The organism is Pseudomonas sp. S3(2024) (assembly GCF_036861315.1).
In the GTDB taxonomy this organism is placed as follows: Bacteria; Pseudomonadota; Gammaproteobacteria; order Pseudomonadales; family Pseudomonadaceae; genus Aquipseudomonas; species Aquipseudomonas putida_A.
Window position 1 is genome coordinate 225,847 of sequence record NZ_JAZAQQ010000004.1, and the last position, 18,393, is coordinate 244,239.

Below are 18,393 nucleotides of genomic sequence, written 5' to 3' on the forward strand. Positions count from 1 at the left end.
CCCTTCACTCCAAACGTGTTGCGGTCAGTGCCAGCGGCGGAAAATCAACGAGGTGTTGACGCCACCAAAAGCGAAATTGTTGTTCATCACGTACTCGTGATGCATCTGGCGGAATTCGCCGCGCAGGTAATCGAGCTTGCCGCAGTGCGGGTCGACCTCGTCGAGGTTGAGCGTGTGCACATACAGGTCGCGATTGAGCATTTCGATGCTGAACCACGACTCCAGCGCGCCGCAGGCCCCCAGCGTGTGGCCGAGGAAACTCTTCTGCGAGCTGATCGGCATGTGTTCGCCGAAAAGACTGCTGGTCGCCAGTGTTTCGGCAATGTCGCCCTGTTCTGTAGCGGTGCCGTGACCGTTGACGTAACCGATGGCATCCGGCGTCAGCCCGGCGTCTTCCAGCGCCAGCTCCATGGCGCGGCGCATGGTGATCTGCTCGGGGCGAGTGGTGTGCTGACCGTCGGCGTTGCTGCCGAAACCGACGATCTCGGCGTGGATCCGCGCCCCGCGCGCCAGCGCATGCTCCAGCTCTTCAAGCACCAGCATGCCGCCACCTTCGCCGATCACCAGACCGTCGCGGCCCTTGTCGTACGGACGTGGGCTGGTCTGTGGCGCGTCGTTTTTCAGGCTGGTGGCGTACAGCGCGTCGAAGACCATGGCTTCGGTCGGGCACAGTTCTTCGGCACCGCCGGCGAGCATCAGCGGTAGCCGTCCGAACTTGATCGCTTCATACGCGTAGCCGATGCCCTGACTGCCGCTGGTGCAGGCGCTGGACGTCGGGATCAGGCGCCCGGTGAGGCCGAAGAAGATGCTGATGTTGGCCGCGGTGGTGTGCGGCATCATCCGCACGTAGGAGTTGGCGTTGAGGCCTTCGGCCACCGAGTTGAGCAGCATGTTGCCGAAGGCCTTGATCTCGTCGGTGCTGCCGGTGGATGAGCCGCAGGCCACACCCATGCGTCCGTCCTTGATCGATTCGTCACCGAGCAGGCCGGCGTCAGCCAGCGCCTGTTCCGCCGCGCCCACCGCCAGCCGTGACACCCGGCCCATGCTGCGCAGTTGCTTGCGGGTCCAGTGCGGCGGTACGACAAAATCATCGATCGGCCCGGCCAGACGGGTGTTGAGTTCGCTGAAGCGGTCCCACTCGTCCATCCGGCGGATGCCGCTGCGGTTGGCCGCGAAGTTGCCGGCGATGGTCTGCCAGTCGCTGCCCAGCGAGGTGATGCCGGCCATGCCGGTGACGACAACGCGCTTCATCAGCACAAGCCTCCGTTGACCGCCAGGACCTGGCGGGTGATGTACGAGGCTTCCGCCGACATCAGGAAATTCACCGCAGCAGCGACCTCTTCCGGGGTGCCCATGCGTTGTGCGGGGATCATTTTCATCAGCTCTTCCACCGGCACGTTTTCGTCGAGCATCGCCGTGTCGATCAGGCCCGGCGCGACGCAGTTAACCGTGATTTTGCGCTTGCCCAGTTCAATCGCCAACGCTTTCGCCGCACCGATCACCCCGGCCTTGGAGGCGCTGTAGTTGACCTGGCCACGGTTGCCGATCAAACCCGACACCGAAGTGATGCAGACGATCCGACCGGCGGCGCGACGACGGATCATCGGCATCATCACCGGATGCAGGACGTTGTAGAAACCGTCGAGATTGGTGCGCAGCACCACGTCCCAATCGTCATCGCTCAGCGCCGGAAACGCGCCATCGCGGGTCAGGCCGGCGTTGAGCACCACGCCGTAATAGGCACCGTGGGTTTCGACGTCGGCTTCGAGAATGGTTTTGCAGGCTTCGCGGTCGGCGACGTCGAATTGCAGGATGCGCGCGTGACGGCCCAGCGCTTCGACTTCGACTTTCACGGCCTTGGCTTCAGCCACGCCGCTGCGGCAATGCAGGACGATGTCATGCCCGGCCTGCGCCAGACGCAAGGCAATGGCGCGGCCGATGCCACGGCTGGAGCCGGTGACCAGTACGGATTCAGTCATCGTTCGACTCTCTGTTTTGTTCAAGGTATTGGCTGGGCTGCGGCGGGCGGAACACGTTCAAGCGTGCACTGGCCTCGATGCCGGGGGCGTTGATGTGGCATTCGAAAACACCCATGCCGTTGTCGTCTTCCAGCGAACGGATCCCGTGGATGGTCAGTTCGCTGCCGGCCGGAAACGCCTCGACGTTGCACTCGAATTTGCGCGTGCCGAGCAGGAACCCCAGCTCCACCGGGTTGCCCTTCTGCCGTGCATGGCAACCGGCAAACGCGGCGACGCTTTGCGCCATCAACTCAACGCCAACCCACGCTGGCAGGCTGCCGTCGGGCAGGCTGAACAAACCGTCGGGCTTGACCGTGAGGCGGGTGTGGATCTGCTCCTCGTCGAAGCTGAGGATGCGGTCGAGCAGAATCATGTCGCCAGCGTGGGGCAGCAGTTCGGCGAGCGGCCAGTCGTTCATGGGGCGTCTCCGATAATCAGGCTGACGTTGTTGCCGCCGAAAGCAAACGAGTTGCTCATCAGGTAGCGGGGTGCAATGGACGACAGGCGTTCGCTCGCGGTCACCCACTTCAGCGCCGGCAAGTCGGGGTCGGGCTGGGCGTCCCAGACGTGTGGCGGCAGGGCGTGCTGCGGGTTGTCGGCGCTCAGGCTCAGCCAGCAGAACGCTGCTTCGAGGGCGCCGGCAGCGCCGAGGGTGTGGCCGGTCATCGGCTTGGTCGACGAGCAGGCCACGCCGTCGGGGAACAGCGTGGCGACCGCCAGACTTTCCATCGCATCGTTGTGCTGGGTCGCGGTGCCGTGCAGGTTCAGGTAGCTGATTTGCGCCGCTTGCAGCTGTGCGCGGCTCAAGGCTTTCTGCATCGCTTGCAGGGCGCCGCGGCCGCTCGGTTCCGGCGCGGAAATGTGGTGCGCGTCGGAGCTGGCGCCGCTGCCGAGCAGGGCGATGCCCGCGCCGTCGCCGCGTTGCTTGCTCATCAGAAACAGCACCGCCGCTTCGCCGATGTTGATGCCGTTGCGGTTGGCCGAGAACGGATTGCAGCGCTGGTCAGACACCGCTTCCAGCGCGCTGAAACCGTTGAGCGTCAGTTTGCACAGGCTATCGACCCCGCCGCACAGCACCGCGTCGCACAGGCCCAGATCAAGCAGACGCTGCGCGCTCATCAACGCACGCGCACTGGACGTGCAGGCGGTGGAAATCACGTAGGTCGGGCCGCTGAGTTGCAGCCAGTCGGCGAGAAAATTCGCCGGGGCGCCGAGTTCCTGTTGCCGATAGTCGTACTCGCCAGGGAACTGCTGCTCGCGAAGATAGTGCGCCAGCCCTCGGCTGGCCTCGTCGATCCCCGAGGTGCTGGTGCCGAGCACCACGCCGATGCGCGCGCGACCATAGGTCTGGATCGCCCGATCGATGTCCTCGCAAATCTGCAGCGCGGCGTCCAGCAGCAGTTGATTGTTGCGGCTGCTCTGGTCGGCCAGTTCGGCCGGAATCGCCGCCAGCTCACCGTGCACCGCCGCCACCGGCAACTCACGCCCGGCCACCCAGCCGGACTCGCGGCGCATGCCCGAGCAGTCACCGGCAAACAGGTTGTGCGCGACCTGGTGCTTGTCGCGACCCAGCGCGCAGATCACGCCGAGGGCATTGAGGTAGGCAGTCATGGCGTCGGTTCACCGAGGGGAGAAACCCGATAGTGCGGGCCTTGGGGCAGATTCAATTCGAAGCTCAATGGTTGTGCATAACGGACCGCCCAGCGCGGCGCCAGCGTGCGTTGCTCGCCCTGCTGCTGCGCGGCGGGGTAATTGCGCGCCAGTTCGCCGGAGGGGGTCAGGGCGAACAGCAACGCGGCAAACAGCTCCCGGGCTTCCGGGTTGGGCGGCAATAGCCCGTCGGCCTGCCAGCGACCGTCGATCAGTTGCTGACGCGCCTGGGGGATGCCCAGCGGGTCCATCATCGACCAGCGGATGCCGGAGCCTTCGCGCTGGATCACCAACAGCCAGTCCTGACGTTGATCGGCCTGTTGGCGTTCGATGTGCAATTGCAGCGGTAACGGCAGCGTCGGGTTGCTCGCGGGCAGCGGGGCCTGGCTGGCGCAACCACTTAGCAGGGTAAACATCACCAACATCAGCCACACCACAAACCTTGTAGGAGTGAGCCTGCTCGCGATGACGGTGGCACATTCGAAAAACATGTCGGCTGACCCACCGCTATCGCGAGCAGGCTCACTCCTACAGGTTATGTGTCGCATCAGAGACCACCTTCAAGCGGTTTTCGCGCGACGACATTCACCAACGTTTCCTCACGCTCGCCAAACGGCTTCGGCCGGCGCAATCCAAACCGCTCCAGCAGTCCGAAATCCTGCGACCGGCTCCACCACAAATACGGGTACGAGACATTGCGTTCGCCAAACTCGAAACCCTGCTGGCGAATCATCTCCAGGTACTGCGCCGCGCTCTTCTGCACATGCATCGGATGGCGGAACAGCCAGCGAATCACCCAGGTATCAATGTAAGCCTCGGTGGACTCGGCGAACAGCAGATAACCACCCGGCTTCAGTACGCGGTAGAACTCGGCGAGGGCTTTTTCCTGTTCGACCAGATGATGAAAGGTCTGATGGCAGAACAGCAGGTCGACACTAGCGTCCGCCACGTTGAGCGTCGCGCAGTCACTGCCGATCAGCTCCACATCGAAACCCTGACGCGCCGCTTCTTCGGCGCTCAATTCAAGGCTATGCGGATCGGCATCGACACCGATCAAGCGCTGCGGGGCGAAGGTCTGGCGCAAATGCCGGAACGACTTGCCCTGACCACAACCGGCATCCAGCAGCACCGGATGGGCCGGCAGCGACTCGCTGAACAGCCCGCGCAAATCGTTGATCGCCACGCGCAACACGTGGTGCTGCCAGGTGTGGCTGCGCAGGAACCAGAAACCGAAGCGGGTTTCCTCGACGTAGCTGTCGCTCAAGTAATTCATGGGGCGTCCTTTGCACAGAGTTCGGAAATCATCTTCAACCGGCGGCGCGCTTCGCTGACGAACGGGTTGCGTTCATCCCAGGCATAACCGGCGAGGATCGAGCAGATCATTCGGCGAATCTCCGCCTGACTGTCTTGATAAAAAATCACGTCCTGAAAGGTGCCGGCATACCAGCCTTCGACGTAGCAGCGGAAGGTGTCGACCCCACGTTTGAGCGGTTCGGCGAACTCGCGCTGCCAATCGACGGTTTCGCCCTGCAACTGCCGGTGCAGGACGGCGGCGGCCATGCTCGCCGAACGCATGGCGATGGTCACGCCGGAGGAGAACACCGGGTCGAGAAATTCCGCGGCGTTGCCGAGCAGGGCGAAGCCGGGGCCATGCAGGGTTTTCACATTCGCCGCATAACCACCGAGGGCGCGCGCCGGAGTGTCCCACACCGCGTTGTTCAGCACGCCGGCGAGGCTTGGGGTTTCGGCGATGAAGCCGCGCAGGCAGGTGTCCAGATCGCTGTCGCGACCCTTGAAGTGTTCGGCGGCAGCGACCACGCCCACCGAGCAGCGCCCGTTGCTGAACGGGATCGTCCAGAACCAGATGTCGCGGTGCTCGGGGTGGGTGGTGACGAGGATCTTCTCGCGGTCGAAGGCCGGGTTGTCGATGTGATCTTCAACGTGGGCGAACACCGCCTGGCGCACCGGGAAATTCGATGGCGCTTCCAGATCGAGCAAACGCGACAGCACGCGCCCGTAGCCGCTGGCGTCGAGTACGAAATCCGCTTCGACGCGGTACTCGCTGCCGTCTTCGCGTAGCACGTCGAGCTGCGGTTTGGCCCGGTCGAAATCAACGCGGACGATGGCATCGCCGTAACGGATCTCGGCACCTTGCAGTGCAGCCTGATCGGCCAGCAGCTTGTCGAAATCGGCGCGCTGCACCTGGAACGTGGTGGGTTTGCCTGCGGTGAAGGTGTCGCTGAAATCGAAGGCGCTGTAGCGCTCGCCCCAAGCGAACGCAGCACCGGTCTTGCGCTGGAATCCGGCGGCGTTGACGGCGTCGAGCATGCCGGCTTCTTCGACGAAGTCCAGGCAATGGCTGAGCAGGCTTTCACCAATGGAAAACCTCGGGAAGTGCTGGCGCTCGAGCACCAGTACATCGTGGCCCTTGCGCGTGAGCAGCGCAGCGGCGATGGCGCCGGACGGGCCGGCACCAATGATCACTACCTGACGACGTTGCATTTCAACGGTTGGCACGTGAACTCCCGGGCGCAGTGGCGGTGGTTTTCAGGGGCGCGCGGTGCAGGCCGATCAGGGCCGGCAACAGCGTCGCGATCAGGCCCATCAGCATCAGCGCGAAGTACAGCGCCGGGCTGATGAGCTGTTGTTGCAGCAACAGATTGAGAAAGACGATTTCACTCAAGCCGCGAATGTTCAGCAGCACGCTTTCACGCCAGCGGCTGGCGCCTTCGAACGAGGCACCGGCCCAGCCCAGACCCAGCCAGTTGCCGAGCAGTTTACTGGCAATCGGCAACAGTAGCAGCGCCGCCCATTGCACTGCGCCGAGGCTGGCGAGGGCACTGTGCACGTCGATCTGTACGATGCCGAAGGTGAGGATCAGCGGGATCGCGATCCACGTCTGCAAGCGGCTCATCCATCGCGCCGGCAATGGCAGCACCAACGGCACTTTCAGCAAGGCCATGCACAGCAGATAACCGATGCCGAAAATCAGCGCGTTGAGTTTGTAGTGCTCGGCCAGCACCAGCAGCGCAAAGAAACCAAGGCTGTAGGTCAGCGGTCGACGCACGCGCAGCAGATGCAACAGCAGCGGCACGCAGGCCAGTCCCAGCGGCAACAACAGGCTGCTCAAATGCAGACTGCCCTGAGCGAGACCGAACAGCGTCCAGCAGGTCAGGTCGATGAGGATTGCGGTCTGCACCAGACGCCGGGTGGCGGCGGGCGGGTAGTCGATGTGACGCAAATACAGATACAGCACCGGGATCGCCGTGATCGCGAACACCAGCCCAATGGCCAGCGAGTTCAGCCACGGTTGCGCCGGCAGCAGCCAGCAGGCGGCGGCCAGACCGCAGGCGAACGGCACGGCAAAACTCGGCACGGCGATTTTCACGCTCTGGCGGTCCAGCCGCAGGTCGATCACATCACTGAGAATGTGCCCGAGCAACAGCGCGAAACTCAGGCTGTAGAGGTCTTTCAGCCACACCGGCGCAATCAGTTCGGCACCGCTGAGCTGCCAGCCCGGTTCGATCCAGAAATACATCAGCAGCGGCAACCCGAAGCTGGCCAGCAGCAACTGGCTGACGATCGGGATCAGGCCGAAATGCCGACCGACACGGGTCGCCACAGCGAACAGCGCCAGGGCCATCAGCCAGAAACCGACGACCATCACGCTGCCGGCTCCACGACGGCGGCACGGTGGACGTGACGTCCGGCCCACGGCGCCAGAATGAAACTGAACGCCAGCCCCAGGCTTACCGCCAGGCCGAAGTTGCTCACCGCCGGCGTGCTCGACACCGCCAGCAGACCGAACGACAACCAGGTTGTCAGCGCCGCCAGCAAGGTGCCCAGCAAGCTGACAGCCGCACCGCCGACCTGCTCACGCATGAGGATCGCGTAATCGACGCTGATCGCCGTTACCAGCAGCAGGCCGAACAGGCTGAACAGGGTCAGCGGCTGACCCAGCCAACCGAGGCAGGCAAGGCTGCACAGCGCTGCCAGCAGCGGTAGGGCGACGATGCGCAAGGCACCACCGAAACCGAACGGCACGATCAGCACCAGCACGATCAACACGCAGGAGGCGAGTTTCAGTTCGGCGGCGCTGATCTGGGTCGCGGCGAATACGTTGTTCAATTCGCCGAGACGATCGACCAGCATCACTCCCGGCAAGTCCAGGGCTTGCACCCGCAGCAGTGACGGATTGTTCAGGCCTTGCAGGCTGGTCATCGCCGCCACGCCGTCAGCGGTCGGGCCGAGCCACAGCGTACGGTAAGGCTCGCCTAACGGCCCGGCCAGTGCCGCGTCGATGTCTTCGGCAGGCAGGTTCTGCAACTGCTGCAACTCGGTTTGCAACGCCGCGAGCGGTACGCCGAGCTCGAGCAGTGGCTGCCAGTATTGCGGCAGTTTGCTCAGCGCTTCGCGAACCTGCTGTTGCTGGCTCGGCGGACTGAGCAGTTGATCGAGGGCCAGATAGCCTTGCAGTTTGTCGAGGTTGACCAGTTGCTGCAGACGCTCGCTCAACGCGGCCTGACGCTCCAGCAGTTGCTGCTGATTGGCGCCGCGCACGAGGAAGAACTGGCTGGTCGGCTGATAGCCAGTGATGCGCGCGATGGTCTGCGCTTCATCGGTCAGGCGTTGTGGCGCACCGACCCACTGGCGGATGTCGTTCTTGCTTTGCAGCTGCACCAGACCGCCAGCGCAGAACGCGATCAACAGCGCCAGCAGCACCGGGGTGCGCACGTGTTCGAGCAGGGTTTCGCGCAGTTGCACCAAGCGCTCGGCCAGGCGCAGCGGCCATTGCGCCGGTTGCAGCTCAACGTTGTTCAGCAGGGCCGGCAGCAGGCACACCGCCGACAGATAGGCACCGAGCAATCCTGCGGCAGAGAACACCGCGATTTGTGTCAGCGCCGGGAAGGGCGTCCAGGCCAGCGCCAGATAACCGATGGCGCTGGTGATCAGGCTCAGCGTCAGTCCGGAGAGTGTCAGGCGCAGCGCCGGCCAGCTGCGCCACGGCTTGAGGCTCCAGCTTTTCGACAGATAGTGCAGCGGGTAATCCACCGCCACGCCGATCAGGCTGGAGCCGAGTACCAGGGTCATCACGTGCATGTGGCCGAACAGCGCCACGCAGGCCACCGCGCCGAACAGCATGCCCACCAGCACCGGCACGAACGCCAGCAGCACCCGCCAGCGGCGAAACGCCAACAGCAGCAACAACAGAATCCCGAGAGTGGCGCCGCCGCCGACCCAGGTCATTTCGCGGGTGGCTTGTTGCTGGCCGTTGGCGGCGTACAGCAGACCGCTGGCGGCCAACAGTTGTACGTCGGATTTCGCCGCCTGCTCGCGACTGTGCTGCAGCAGATCAGCGACTTTCAGCGGCAGGTTCATGTCGAAGGCATTGCCGGTGGTGCGCGCGCGCAGCAGCACCCAGCGCTTGCCGTCGGCATCGGCGACCAGTGCGCCGCTGCCGATGTCCAGTTGCACCGCGCCGTGTTTCGGCTGGCTGTTCTGAATGCGTCCGGTCAGGCCCAGCCAGTCGTCCTGGCTCGGCACCAGGGTGAAACCGTTGAACGGGTCGAACAGTGCCTGCACCCGTTGCTGAATGAACGCATCGGGATGCTCGGTCAGCAGTTGCCGGTCATCCGCTGAGAGCATCGCCAGCCGCCCTTGCAGCAGTTGCGTACGCAGCGCCGGCAGATCCGCCTGCAGGTTCCACTGGACCTTTTCGAACAGACCGCTGGCCTGCCATTGCTCGCCCAAAGTCTGGGCCATGGCCACCGCTTGCTGGCGATCAGTGTGACCGACCAACACCAGCATTTCCCGATTGAGCGGCTCCTGCATGCGCTGTTCGGCGCGCAGTTCGAGGGCGTCAGGGTTGGTCCCGGGCACCAGCTCCATGAGGTTGGCCGACAGCGGCGCACCGTCGCGCCACTGCCATCCGGCCAGCGCGATGACTGCCAGCAGCAGGATCAGAAACAGCCACGGCAGCCTGCGCTCACTCGGCAAAGTCATGTTGCTCCGCTTCGCTCAACGGTTGACCGGAGGTGCTGTCCTGCATGCGCAACACGGTGCTGTCGCCCTGGGTTTCCAGCAGTTCGATGGTCTGTACCAGCTCACCGCCGTCGATATTGATCTGATTGAACACTTGCTTGAGCAGCACCGAACGCGGGGTCAGGGTGAGTTTCCACTGCTGTGCGTCGCCGCTCAGGGCCAGTTCGAAATCCCGCTGCAAACCGCTGCTGTCGCCTTGCAGCACAGCGAGGAACAAGCGGTTCTGTTCGGCACCGGCGCTCTTGTTCGGCAGCAACTGCCAAGCGTTGCCGTCACGACGGGCGATGCCGTTGGCGGTGATGCGGTAATCCTGTTGCAGCGGGGTCTTGAGCAGCCACAGCAGGCCGTGATTTTTCGCCAGCACGAAGCTGCCCTTGCTGATCAACGGCTGAGGCAGGGCGCGCAGATGTTTTTCCTGAATGAACTGGCCGTGGATCACGTCCGGTTTCGCCAGTTGCTCGCTGAGCTGTTGCAGGTCGAAGGCGTTGGCCAGCGTTGACACGGCGAGCAGCGCCATCGCGCCAAGGCATTTGCAGAACAGTTTCATCGCAGCATCCTTTCCACCGCATCGGTGAACACTTTGGGTGAGGCCAGTTGCATCTCGCGGCTGCTGATCTCGACCGCTACCTGCACCGAGCTGGCACGGGTCAGGCGCTCACCGGTCTGCAGGTCGGTGATCAGATAATTGATCTTCAAGCGGTTCTCCCACTCCACCAGACTGGCGCGTACGTTCAAGCGCTGGCCGAACACCGCGCCGCGCACATAACGCAGTTGCAGGTCGATGATCGGCCACGCGTAACCGGACTCGGACATCTGCGTGTAGTTGTGGCCGATCTGGTCGAGCAGCGCGCAGCGCGCCACTTCCAGGTATTTGACGTAATGCCCGTGCCAGACCACGTGCATAGTGTCGACGTCGAAAAACGGTACGAGGATTTCCGTGTCGGCGTGCAGCACTCCGGCGCTACGCATGCAGCCTCCAGTGTTGCTCGGCGATACGTTGCAGACACAGGCGCAATTCGCCTTCGAGTGCACGGTCTTCGATGACCGGCGGGAAGTCCTTGGCCAGCTCTTCGTGCATGGCGGCCAGCGAAGGTGGCAGCGCGCGTGCGTCTTCATCGCGACCACGCAGCCAGACGCCCTGATTGGCCGCGAGCAACGTGGCGGCGGCGACTTGTTCGGTCAGCTCCAGCACGCGGATCGCGTCACGGGCGGCGATGGTGCCCATGCTCACCTTGTCCTGGTTGTGACACTCGGTGGAGCGTGAGAACACGCTGGCCGGCATGGTGTTTTTCAGCGCTTCGGCGGTCCAGGCGCTGGTGCCGATCTGCACGGCCTTGAAACCGTGGTTGAGCATGGCGCGATCCGCCGGGGCGCCGGACAGGTTGCTCGGCAAACCGTGGTTGTAGCGCTCGTCGACCAGCAGCGCGAGCTGCCGGTCGAGCAGGTCGGCGACGTTGGCCACCAGATTTTTCAGGCTGTCCATGGCGAACGCGATGTGCCCGCCGTAGAAGTGCCCGCCGTGCAGTACGCGCTCGGCTTCGGCGTCGATGATCGGGTTGTCGTTGGCGCTGTTGAGTTCGGTCTCGATGAACGCACGCAGCCAGTTCAGGCTGTCGGCCAGTACCCCGAGCACGTGCGGGGCGCAGCGCAGCGAGTAGCGATCCTGCAGGCGATGCAGCGGCGCGGTCGGCGCGTCGATCGCCAGATCCTTGCGCAGCCACGCGGCAACCTGCATCTGCCCCGGATGCGGCTTGGCGGCGAACAGACGCTCGTCGAAGTGTTCCGGATTGCCTTGCAGCGCGACCACGTTGAGCGCGGTGATGCGCGTGGCCAGTTGCAGCAGATAGTCGGCGCGGGCGAAGGCGAGGCAGGCGAGGCCGGTCATCACCGCCGTGCCGTTCATCAAGGCCAGCGCTTCTTTCGGACGGAGCACCAATGGCGTCCAGCCCAGTTCGCGATGCACGTCGGCCGCTTGCCGGCGTTCGCCACGGAACAGCACTTCGCGCTCGCCGGACAGGGTGGCGGCGACGTAGGACAGCGGCGTCAGATCGCCGCTGGCCCCGACCGAACCTTCTTCGGGGATCAGCGGCAGGATGTCGTGTTCGAGGAAGGCGTGCAGGCGCTCCAGCAGTTCGATGCGCACCCCGGACACGCCGTGACACAGCGACTGCAAACGCGCCGCCAGCACGGCGCGGGTGGCTTGCGGGTCGAGCAGTTTGCCGAGTCCGCAACCGTGGAAGGTGTAGAGATGACGCGGCAGTGCCTCGACGTGATGCAGCGGCACCGCGACCACGCAGGAATCGCCGTAACCGGTGGTCACGCCGTAGATCACGCCTTCCTTGTCCAGCAGCGAATCGAGGAACCGTGCGCCTTTGGCGATGCGCTCGCGGTAAGCGGCGTCGCTCTGCAACTGCACGGGCGCCTGACGGTTGGCCAGGGCCAGCACGTCTTCGATGCGCAAAGGGCGTTCGCCGAAGGTTACCGGCTCATGGGTTGGCGTCGTCATCGGTCTTCCAGAAAGGGTAAAAGTTGAACCATTGGTGCGGGGCTTCGAGGCAATAGTGACTCAGGCGCTGCGCATAGCGGGTGGCCCACTGATGAATGACCTGCTCGCGCTCGCGGCGTGTCCAGGTCACGCTGTCGGCGAACGGCTCGAGGGTCAGGCGATAGTGGCCGTCCGGTTGTTTCAGGCACATCAGCAGATTGACCGGACACTTGAGCAAACCGGCCAGCAGCCACGGGCCTTGCGGAAGCGCTGCCGGGTGGCCGAGAAAGTCCACGCTGACGCTGCGCCCGCCGTGCAACGGCACGCGGTCGCCAGCAATCGCCAGCCACTCGCCGCGCTCCAGGCGTTCGTGCAGTTGCAGCATGATCACCGGGTCCAGTTCGCTGACCTGGATCAGGCGCAGATTGGTCGCCCCGGCCTCGCCCAGTAAGCGATTGAACTGCTCGGCGTGCTTGGTGTGCACCAACACGTTCATGGTGACCTTTTCGCCGATCTCGGCCAGCGCCCGGCATACCTCAAGGTTGCCCAAGTGCGCACCGACCAGCAGTTGCCCGCGACTGCCGCGCAACTGATTGCGCAGCAGCGCCGGGTCGATGATTTCGATCTGCTCGATGCGCAGCTTGCCGTTCCACACGTCGAGCTTGTCGAGCAGCGAATCGGCGAACGCCATGAACTGGCGGAACACCCGCCAGTAACTCGGGCGCAATTCGGCGCGGTTGCTCCAGTCGGCCAGCCGTTGCTGGTATTGCCAGGCACTGTTGCGCGCGGTGCGGCCGAACAGGAAGAAGTACAGGACGATGCCGTACAGCAACGGACTGACCAGACGCCGGCCAAGCACCTTGGCGGCGAACGCGGTGAATTTCATCAGCAGGAAGCTGCCGCGCTCTTCGCGGTCGGCCCAGTGCTTCTTGTCGGTCTCGACGCTCATGTGCGCCACCGGCGCCAGAGGATGACGGGCAGGCGCAGCAGCATGCCGAAGAACAACCGGGTGTGCATGCTGGAAATCAGCGCGTTGTCGTGCAGCAGACGGAAGTGCGAGACGCCGTCCAGCGGGTAATGCACGCTGGTCTGCAGCCAACGCATCGGCTGGTTGCGCCACGCCAGACGCACGAGGATGTCCGAGTCGAAATCCATGCGCTTGCCGACCCGCGCCGAGTCGATCACCGCCAGCGTCGGGGCCAGCGGATAGACGCGAAAACCGCACATCGAATCGCGGATCTGCAGCGACAGCGTGTTGATCCAGACCATCACATGAGTCAGATAACGCGCGTACAAGCGGCCCTTGGGCACGCTCTCGTCGAACAGCGGATAACCGCAGATCATGGCGTGCGGATGGGCGCGGGATTCCTCGACGAAACGGGCGACGTCGTGCAGGTCGTGCTGGCCGTCGGCGTCAACTTGCAGGGCATGGGTGTAGCCCAGACGAGCAGCTTCGCGCAGGCCGGTCATCACCGCGCCGCCCTTGCCCTGATTGAGGGTCAGGCGCACCAGATGCACGCTTTCGCGTTCGGCCAGCGCATCCAGCACTCGCGCGCAGGACGGGGTGCTGGCGTCGTCCACCAGAATGCACGGCAGGCCTTGGGCGAGCAGCGCGTCGACCACGGTGCCGATCGCGGTTTCATGGTTGTAGACCGGAATCACGGCGCAGGGGTTATGCATGATTCACGCCCCCATTGTGGCGAGGGAGCTTGCTCCCGCTCGAGTGCGCAGCACTCGCTCGCAGTTTTGCGTGGACCGAGTTTGGGGCCGCTTCGCAGCCCAGCGGGAGCAAGCTCCCTCGCCACAGGTTATGCATCGGCAGTTCCCAAGAGGATTCGCCCGCTGGAGCAGGTCGCGGTGTCATTGCGGTAGGCGAAATACAGCTTGCCGCGCTCGGGATCGAAACGCAGGTGCAGCTGGATTTCATCGCCCGGGCGCACCAGTTGCTGGAATTTCAGCACTTCCATGCCGGCAAATTTGCCAGACAGGTTCAGCAGATGTCGGCCAAGGTTCAGCGCCCATTCGACCTGTACCACACCGGGCAGCACCGGGGCCTTGGGGAAGTGGCCGCTGAAGTAGGCCAGGTCCGGCGGAACACTCAATTGCAGGCTCCACTCGCCGTCGGTTTCGACCTGCTCCAGCACTTCCGGGGCTTTCGGCCGTGGCGCCAGCAGCAGCGCTTCGATGTCGGCCTGCGGCAGCTTGCCCTGGCTGTTCAGCGGCAGTTGTCGCACCAGACGCCAGCGCCGGGGCAAGGCCAGGGCTTCGCAATGCTGGCTCAGGTGTTTGCGCAGGGCTTCGGTCAGGCTGCGACGACCGTGTTCGCACAAGGCAAACAGGCCGGCGTCGCTGAGCACCAGCAAGGCGCCAAGTACCGCGCGGTTTTCCTGAACCACGCCCAGCCGTGCTTCGGCGACCCACTCGTGGGCGACCAGTGCCTGTTCGAGCATCGGCAGGGAGATGCGCTTCTCTTCGAGTTTGACGATGCGGTCCAGCCGCCCGAGCAGTTCGAAACGCCCGTCGGCAGCGATACGCGCGGCGTCGGCGGTGTGCTCGACATGCCCGGCCGGCAGGTAGGGCGAGGCGATCAGCAGGGCGCCGTCGCTGTCCTGGCTTAGCTCAACCCCGGCGAAGGGCTGCCACAGACTGGCGCCCTGACGCCAGGCGATACCGCCGGTTTCCGAGCTGCCGAGGATTTCGGTCGGCCACTGTTGCAGGCGTTGCTGCAGGCTCTGTGCCGCGTCTGCGGGTAAAGCGCCGCCGGAGGAAAACACCCGGCGCACGGCGCTCAGGGCCGGCCAGTCGAGGTTGTCGCCCATGCGTTTGAGCAGTGCCGGGCTGCCGACCCAGGCGAAGGCCGGGTGTTCGCGGCTGGCGCGCTGCAGGTCTTCCGGAAACGCCAGTTGCCTGCGCGCGAACGGGCGTCCGGCGCACAGCGGCCACAGCACCCGGAACAACAAACCGTAGATGTGCTGGGTGGCGACGCTGCCAATGATCCAGGCTTCTCCCAGATCCGCGCCCCACAGTTGCTCCAGTGCTTCGACCTCGTTGGCCAGTTGGCGCAGAGTCTTGTCGATACGCTTGGGCTCGCCGCTGGAGCCGGAGGTGCACAGGCTCAGGCGGCACTGCTCGAGGTCGAGTTCAGCACCGGGCAGGGCCGGCTGCAGCAGATCGCTCAAGTGAGCATCATCGGGGTGATCGCTCAACCACAGATCGACCTCACTCGACCAGCGCTGGCGGGTCTGCGCTTGCAGGTCGGAGGGCAGCAGGACGGCGACGCCCGCGCGCCAGGCGCCGAGCAGGGCGATGGCGAGGTCGGCGGCATCTTCCAGATGCACCGCCATGCGCTGCACGCCGCGTGCCTGCAGGCCGGCGGCAACGCTCAGCGCCTGCTCGCGCAGTTGCGTGTGGTCGAGCGCCGGGGCGGCGCTGATCGCGCGCTCCGGCAGGGCCTTGAGCAACAGTTGCTCAAGTTTTATCCAGTTCATTTACGGCCTCTTACCCGTTGTCGTATCAGCCATTCAATGGCAAACATCAGGCCGATCAATCCGTAGGAGATCAGGCCGGTGTACAACATCCACCAATGCAGCGGCGCCCACAGGGTCAGGAGCGCGGCGCACAAACCGTTGCAGAAGAAAAACACGCTCCAGGCCACCGTGACCTGGCGGGTGTAGCGGATCGCTTCGGGCGGCAATTGCGGCTCGCGCAATCGCGCCAGACGCTCGACCATCGGCGGCCCGTATTTCAGGCTCAGGCTGAACAGCACCAGCATGAAGCCGCTGATCAGCACCGGATACCAGCGCAGCAACAGCGGACTGTCGAACAGCGCCAGCAGCAGGCAGAACACGATCGCTACGCAGGCCATCCAGCGGCTGCCGGGTTTGCGCTCGCCGGTCAGCGCGCGCGCCAGCCACAGCCCGCCCAGCAGCAGTCCGAACTGCCACGGGGCGAAGTGCTCCATGCCGAAATACACCGCAAAGGGGTACAGCAGCCCCGCCAGCAGCAGGCCGAGGCCGATCAATCGGCTCATGCGGCCGGTTGAACCAGACGGTAGACCGCCTCGACCACGTCACCGACGGTGCGCACCGATTTGAATTCTTCGGCGGCGATTTTCTTGCCGGTCTGGCGTTTGATGTGATCGATCAGGTCGACCGCGTCGATGCTGTCGATCTCCAGATCCTGATACAGGTTGGACTCCAGGCTGATCCGCGCCGGATCCAGTTCGAACAGCTCGACCAAGGCATCGCGCAGGGTGTTGAAAATGTCGTCACGAGTTTGCATGGTCCGGTCTCAAGCTGCCTGTTTTGCCGTGACGAACGCCGCAAGGCTCGCCACATTGGTGAAGTGGTTACGGGTGTCTTTGGCGTCGGCGTCGATCTTGATGCCGTACTTTTTCTGGATCGCCAGACCCAGTTCCAGTGCGTCGACCGAATCCAGGCCCAGGCCTTCGCCGAACAGCGTCTGCTCGTCGCCGATGTCGTCGACGCTGATGTCTTCGAGGCCCAGGGCGTCGATGATCAGCAGTTTTATTTCACGGTGCAGATCGCTCATCTTCGGCGAGCTCCTTAATGTAGTAAGAGTGCAAATAATCATTGAGCTTGCGCGAGGCCTGCGGTGCCGGGCCTTGCGTGGCGAAAGTCTGTGGATCTATATCGGCCCCGACACGAAAACTGAAGTGCACGCGGCGGTGGGGGATGCGATACCAGGGTTCGGCCTTGGTCAGGGTGGTCGGATTGACCTTGATGACCACTGGCGTAAGGATTTTCGCACCGCGCAGGGCAATCGCTGCAGCCCCCCGATGAAAGGCTGGCGCCTGACCAGGTTGAGTGCGCGTGCCCTCGGGGAAAATGATCAGGGTCTGGCCGTTTTGCAGGGACTCGGCGGCAGCGTCGAGCATGTCCATGCTGCCGTCGTTGCTGATGTATTCGGTACTGCGCAGCGGGCCGCGGGTGAAGGGGTTTTCCCACAGGCTTTTCTTCACCACGCAATTGGCCTGGCGCACCAGGCCGATCAGGAACACCACGTCGATCAGCGACGGGTGGTTGGCGATGATCATCTGCCCTGGACGCCCGAGGCGTTCGGCCCCTTGAATGTCATAAGTCAGCACACCGGTGCGGGCCATGAACCGCACGAAAAACCAGAACAGCCGACTGACGGTTTGCCGCGCGCGTTGACGATGCCTGAGCGCGTCACCCGGCAGACAGCCGAGCAGCGGAAATACCAGCAAGCGCAGGCACAACCCGCCGAGCCCGAACAGGGTGAAACTGGCGGCGGTGGCCAGCAAGCGCCAGTAATAGGCGTCGCGGTTCTTCTCGGTCACGGGTTGCGTTGCCAGGTCCATACACGATTTTTCCAGGCATGTTGGCAATGGGTTTGCTGACCGAGCAGGGCGCGCAACAGATTCAGCGCGTGGGGCCAGTGCGCTTTGGACACTGTTTCCTGGCCGCTGTTCAGGGTCAGCCGCCAGTCGGTACCGGGGGTGAGCAGCAGACCCAGCGCATAAGGGAACGGCACGTCGTCGACCCACTGCGAATAGGCCTCGGGCGGCTGTTCTTCGGTGATGATCAGCAGCACCGCGGGAGCGCCTTCAGCGAGCAGGGCGGAGGCTTCGATGATGCCGTGTTCCAGGCCATCGCCTGCGGCCGCCAGTGCAGTCATTTCGCTGGTTTCACCGCGCATGATCGACCACAGACCAATGATCGCGTTGTGCACCGACAGGCTGAACTGGGTCGGCGACAACGGCTCGTCCTTGGCCAGATCACTGAGGATCTCGAAGGTGCGCGGGGTTTCGCCGTGTCGTGAAACAAACACCAGCGGCAGGTTCTCCCGTCCGTCGGCCAGCGGCCAGCCGACGCTGAACGCCATCCGCGCCAGACGGCTGAGGCGTCGGCGCTGCATGGCTGGCAGAAACGACACATCGGGCGCGGCATCGCTGCTCGGGAGTACGACCGGTTGTCGGCTCCAGGCCTGCCACGCGTCCACGCTGTCGAGCCCCGGGGCCCACGCGCGCCATTGGGCGATGTTGAAGTTGATCACGGATGTTCATCCCGCCCCTGCGGGCTTTTATGACGCTTTGAGTCGCCAGGGCCGCGGCTGACCTGAGGTGGCGCATGGCGCCGGGTGGCGCGCATTATCCCGGTGCGACGAGTGTGTAGCAAATGTTGGTTACGTTTTACGCAACGAAATGTACCGAGTGGT

The 18,393-nt window shown here is 64.1% G+C and carries 20 protein-coding genes; all 20 read right to left on the bottom strand.

What is annotated here, in order from left to right; all coding sequences use genetic code 11:
• Positions 1-24: 24 nt before the first annotated feature.
• Positions 25-1,251 carry a beta-ketoacyl-ACP synthase gene (locus VLA07_RS12810; protein ID WP_333989379.1) on the bottom strand — a complete coding sequence of 409 codons (1,227 nt, stop codon included), beginning with the start codon at positions 1,249-1,251 and terminating at the stop codon, positions 25-27.
• Positions 1,251-1,979 (bottom strand): 3-oxoacyl-ACP reductase FabG, encoded by a 729-nt coding sequence (gene fabG / locus VLA07_RS12815; RefSeq protein ID WP_333989380.1) that lies wholly within the window; start codon positions 1,977-1,979, stop codon positions 1,251-1,253. Before fabG ends, VLA07_RS12810 begins: the two co-directional genes overlap by 1 nt.
• Positions 1,972-2,436 (bottom strand): hotdog family protein, encoded by a 465-nt coding sequence (locus VLA07_RS12820; RefSeq protein ID WP_253149135.1) that lies wholly within the window; start codon positions 2,434-2,436, stop codon positions 1,972-1,974. Before VLA07_RS12820 ends, fabG begins: the two co-directional genes overlap by 8 nt.
• On the bottom strand, positions 2,433-3,629 hold the full coding sequence (locus VLA07_RS12825; RefSeq protein WP_333989381.1) for a beta-ketoacyl-[acyl-carrier-protein] synthase family protein: 1,197 nt from the start codon (positions 3,627-3,629) through the stop codon (positions 2,433-2,435). Before VLA07_RS12825 ends, VLA07_RS12820 begins: the two co-directional genes overlap by 4 nt.
• A complete protein-coding gene (locus VLA07_RS12830; RefSeq protein ID WP_423815678.1) occupies positions 3,626-4,216 on the bottom strand; it encodes a hypothetical protein in 591 nt (196 codons plus the stop codon). Before VLA07_RS12830 ends, VLA07_RS12825 begins: the two co-directional genes overlap by 4 nt.
• Entirely contained in the window at positions 4,216-4,941 is a 726-nt protein-coding gene (locus VLA07_RS12835) for a class I SAM-dependent methyltransferase (RefSeq protein WP_333989383.1), read from the bottom strand. Before VLA07_RS12835 ends, VLA07_RS12830 begins: the two co-directional genes overlap by 1 nt.
• Positions 4,938-6,185: an NAD(P)/FAD-dependent oxidoreductase gene (locus VLA07_RS12840; RefSeq protein ID WP_333989384.1), complete on the bottom strand. Its 1,248-nt coding sequence runs from the start codon at positions 6,183-6,185 to the stop codon at positions 4,938-4,940. The genes VLA07_RS12835 and VLA07_RS12840 overlap by 4 nt, the downstream gene beginning before the upstream one ends.
• Positions 6,172-7,335, bottom strand: coding sequence for a sodium:proton antiporter (locus tag VLA07_RS12845; protein ID WP_333989385.1), 1,164 nt, complete (start codon positions 7,333-7,335; stop codon positions 6,172-6,174). Before VLA07_RS12845 ends, VLA07_RS12840 begins: the two co-directional genes overlap by 14 nt.
• Positions 7,332-9,671 (bottom strand): MMPL family transporter, encoded by a 2,340-nt coding sequence (locus VLA07_RS12850; protein ID WP_333989386.1) that lies wholly within the window; start codon positions 9,669-9,671, stop codon positions 7,332-7,334. The genes VLA07_RS12845 and VLA07_RS12850 overlap by 4 nt, the downstream gene beginning before the upstream one ends.
• The gene (locus VLA07_RS12855) at positions 9,655-10,257 is read right to left on the bottom strand and encodes an outer membrane lipoprotein carrier protein LolA (protein WP_247269329.1); all 603 of its coding nucleotides are present in this window, start codon (positions 10,255-10,257) and stop codon (positions 9,655-9,657) included. The genes VLA07_RS12850 and VLA07_RS12855 overlap by 17 nt, the downstream gene beginning before the upstream one ends.
• On the bottom strand, positions 10,254-10,679 hold the full coding sequence (locus VLA07_RS12860) for an acyl-CoA thioesterase (RefSeq protein ID WP_027611337.1): 426 nt from the start codon (positions 10,677-10,679) through the stop codon (positions 10,254-10,256). Before VLA07_RS12860 ends, VLA07_RS12855 begins: the two co-directional genes overlap by 4 nt.
• On the bottom strand, positions 10,672-12,216 hold the full coding sequence (locus VLA07_RS12865; protein WP_096794708.1) for an HAL/PAL/TAL family ammonia-lyase: 1,545 nt from the start codon (positions 12,214-12,216) through the stop codon (positions 10,672-10,674). The genes VLA07_RS12860 and VLA07_RS12865 overlap by 8 nt, the downstream gene beginning before the upstream one ends.
• Positions 12,197-13,144 carry an LpxL/LpxP family acyltransferase gene (locus VLA07_RS12870; RefSeq protein ID WP_333989387.1) on the bottom strand — a complete coding sequence of 316 codons (948 nt, stop codon included), beginning with the start codon at positions 13,142-13,144 and terminating at the stop codon, positions 12,197-12,199. Before VLA07_RS12870 ends, VLA07_RS12865 begins: the two co-directional genes overlap by 20 nt.
• Complete coding sequence (locus VLA07_RS12875) at positions 13,141-13,875, bottom strand: glycosyltransferase family 2 protein (protein WP_103368708.1); 735 nt, start codon at positions 13,873-13,875, stop codon at positions 13,141-13,143. Before VLA07_RS12875 ends, VLA07_RS12870 begins: the two co-directional genes overlap by 4 nt.
• A 128-nt stretch (positions 13,876-14,003) precedes the next feature.
• A complete protein-coding gene (locus VLA07_RS12880) occupies positions 14,004-15,683 on the bottom strand; it encodes an AMP-binding protein (RefSeq protein ID WP_333989388.1) in 1,680 nt (559 codons plus the stop codon).
• Complete coding sequence (locus tag VLA07_RS12885; protein WP_027611342.1) at positions 15,680-16,225, bottom strand: membrane protein; 546 nt, start codon at positions 16,223-16,225, stop codon at positions 15,680-15,682. Before VLA07_RS12885 ends, VLA07_RS12880 begins: the two co-directional genes overlap by 4 nt.
• On the bottom strand, positions 16,222-16,476 hold the full coding sequence (locus VLA07_RS12890) for an acyl carrier protein (RefSeq protein ID WP_003220947.1): 255 nt from the start codon (positions 16,474-16,476) through the stop codon (positions 16,222-16,224). Before VLA07_RS12890 ends, VLA07_RS12885 begins: the two co-directional genes overlap by 4 nt.
• A gap of 9 nt (positions 16,477-16,485) precedes the next feature.
• The gene (locus VLA07_RS12895; protein ID WP_007967290.1) at positions 16,486-16,746 is read right to left on the bottom strand and encodes a phosphopantetheine-binding protein; all 261 of its coding nucleotides are present in this window, start codon (positions 16,744-16,746) and stop codon (positions 16,486-16,488) included.
• On the bottom strand, positions 16,727-17,536 hold the full coding sequence (locus VLA07_RS12900; RefSeq protein WP_027611343.1) for a lysophospholipid acyltransferase family protein: 810 nt from the start codon (positions 17,534-17,536) through the stop codon (positions 16,727-16,729). Before VLA07_RS12900 ends, VLA07_RS12895 begins: the two co-directional genes overlap by 20 nt.
• Entirely contained in the window at positions 17,512-18,231 is a 720-nt protein-coding gene (locus tag VLA07_RS12905) for a beta-ketoacyl synthase chain length factor (protein WP_103368705.1), read from the bottom strand. Before VLA07_RS12905 ends, VLA07_RS12900 begins: the two co-directional genes overlap by 25 nt.
• Positions 18,232-18,393 lie beyond the last annotated feature (162 nt).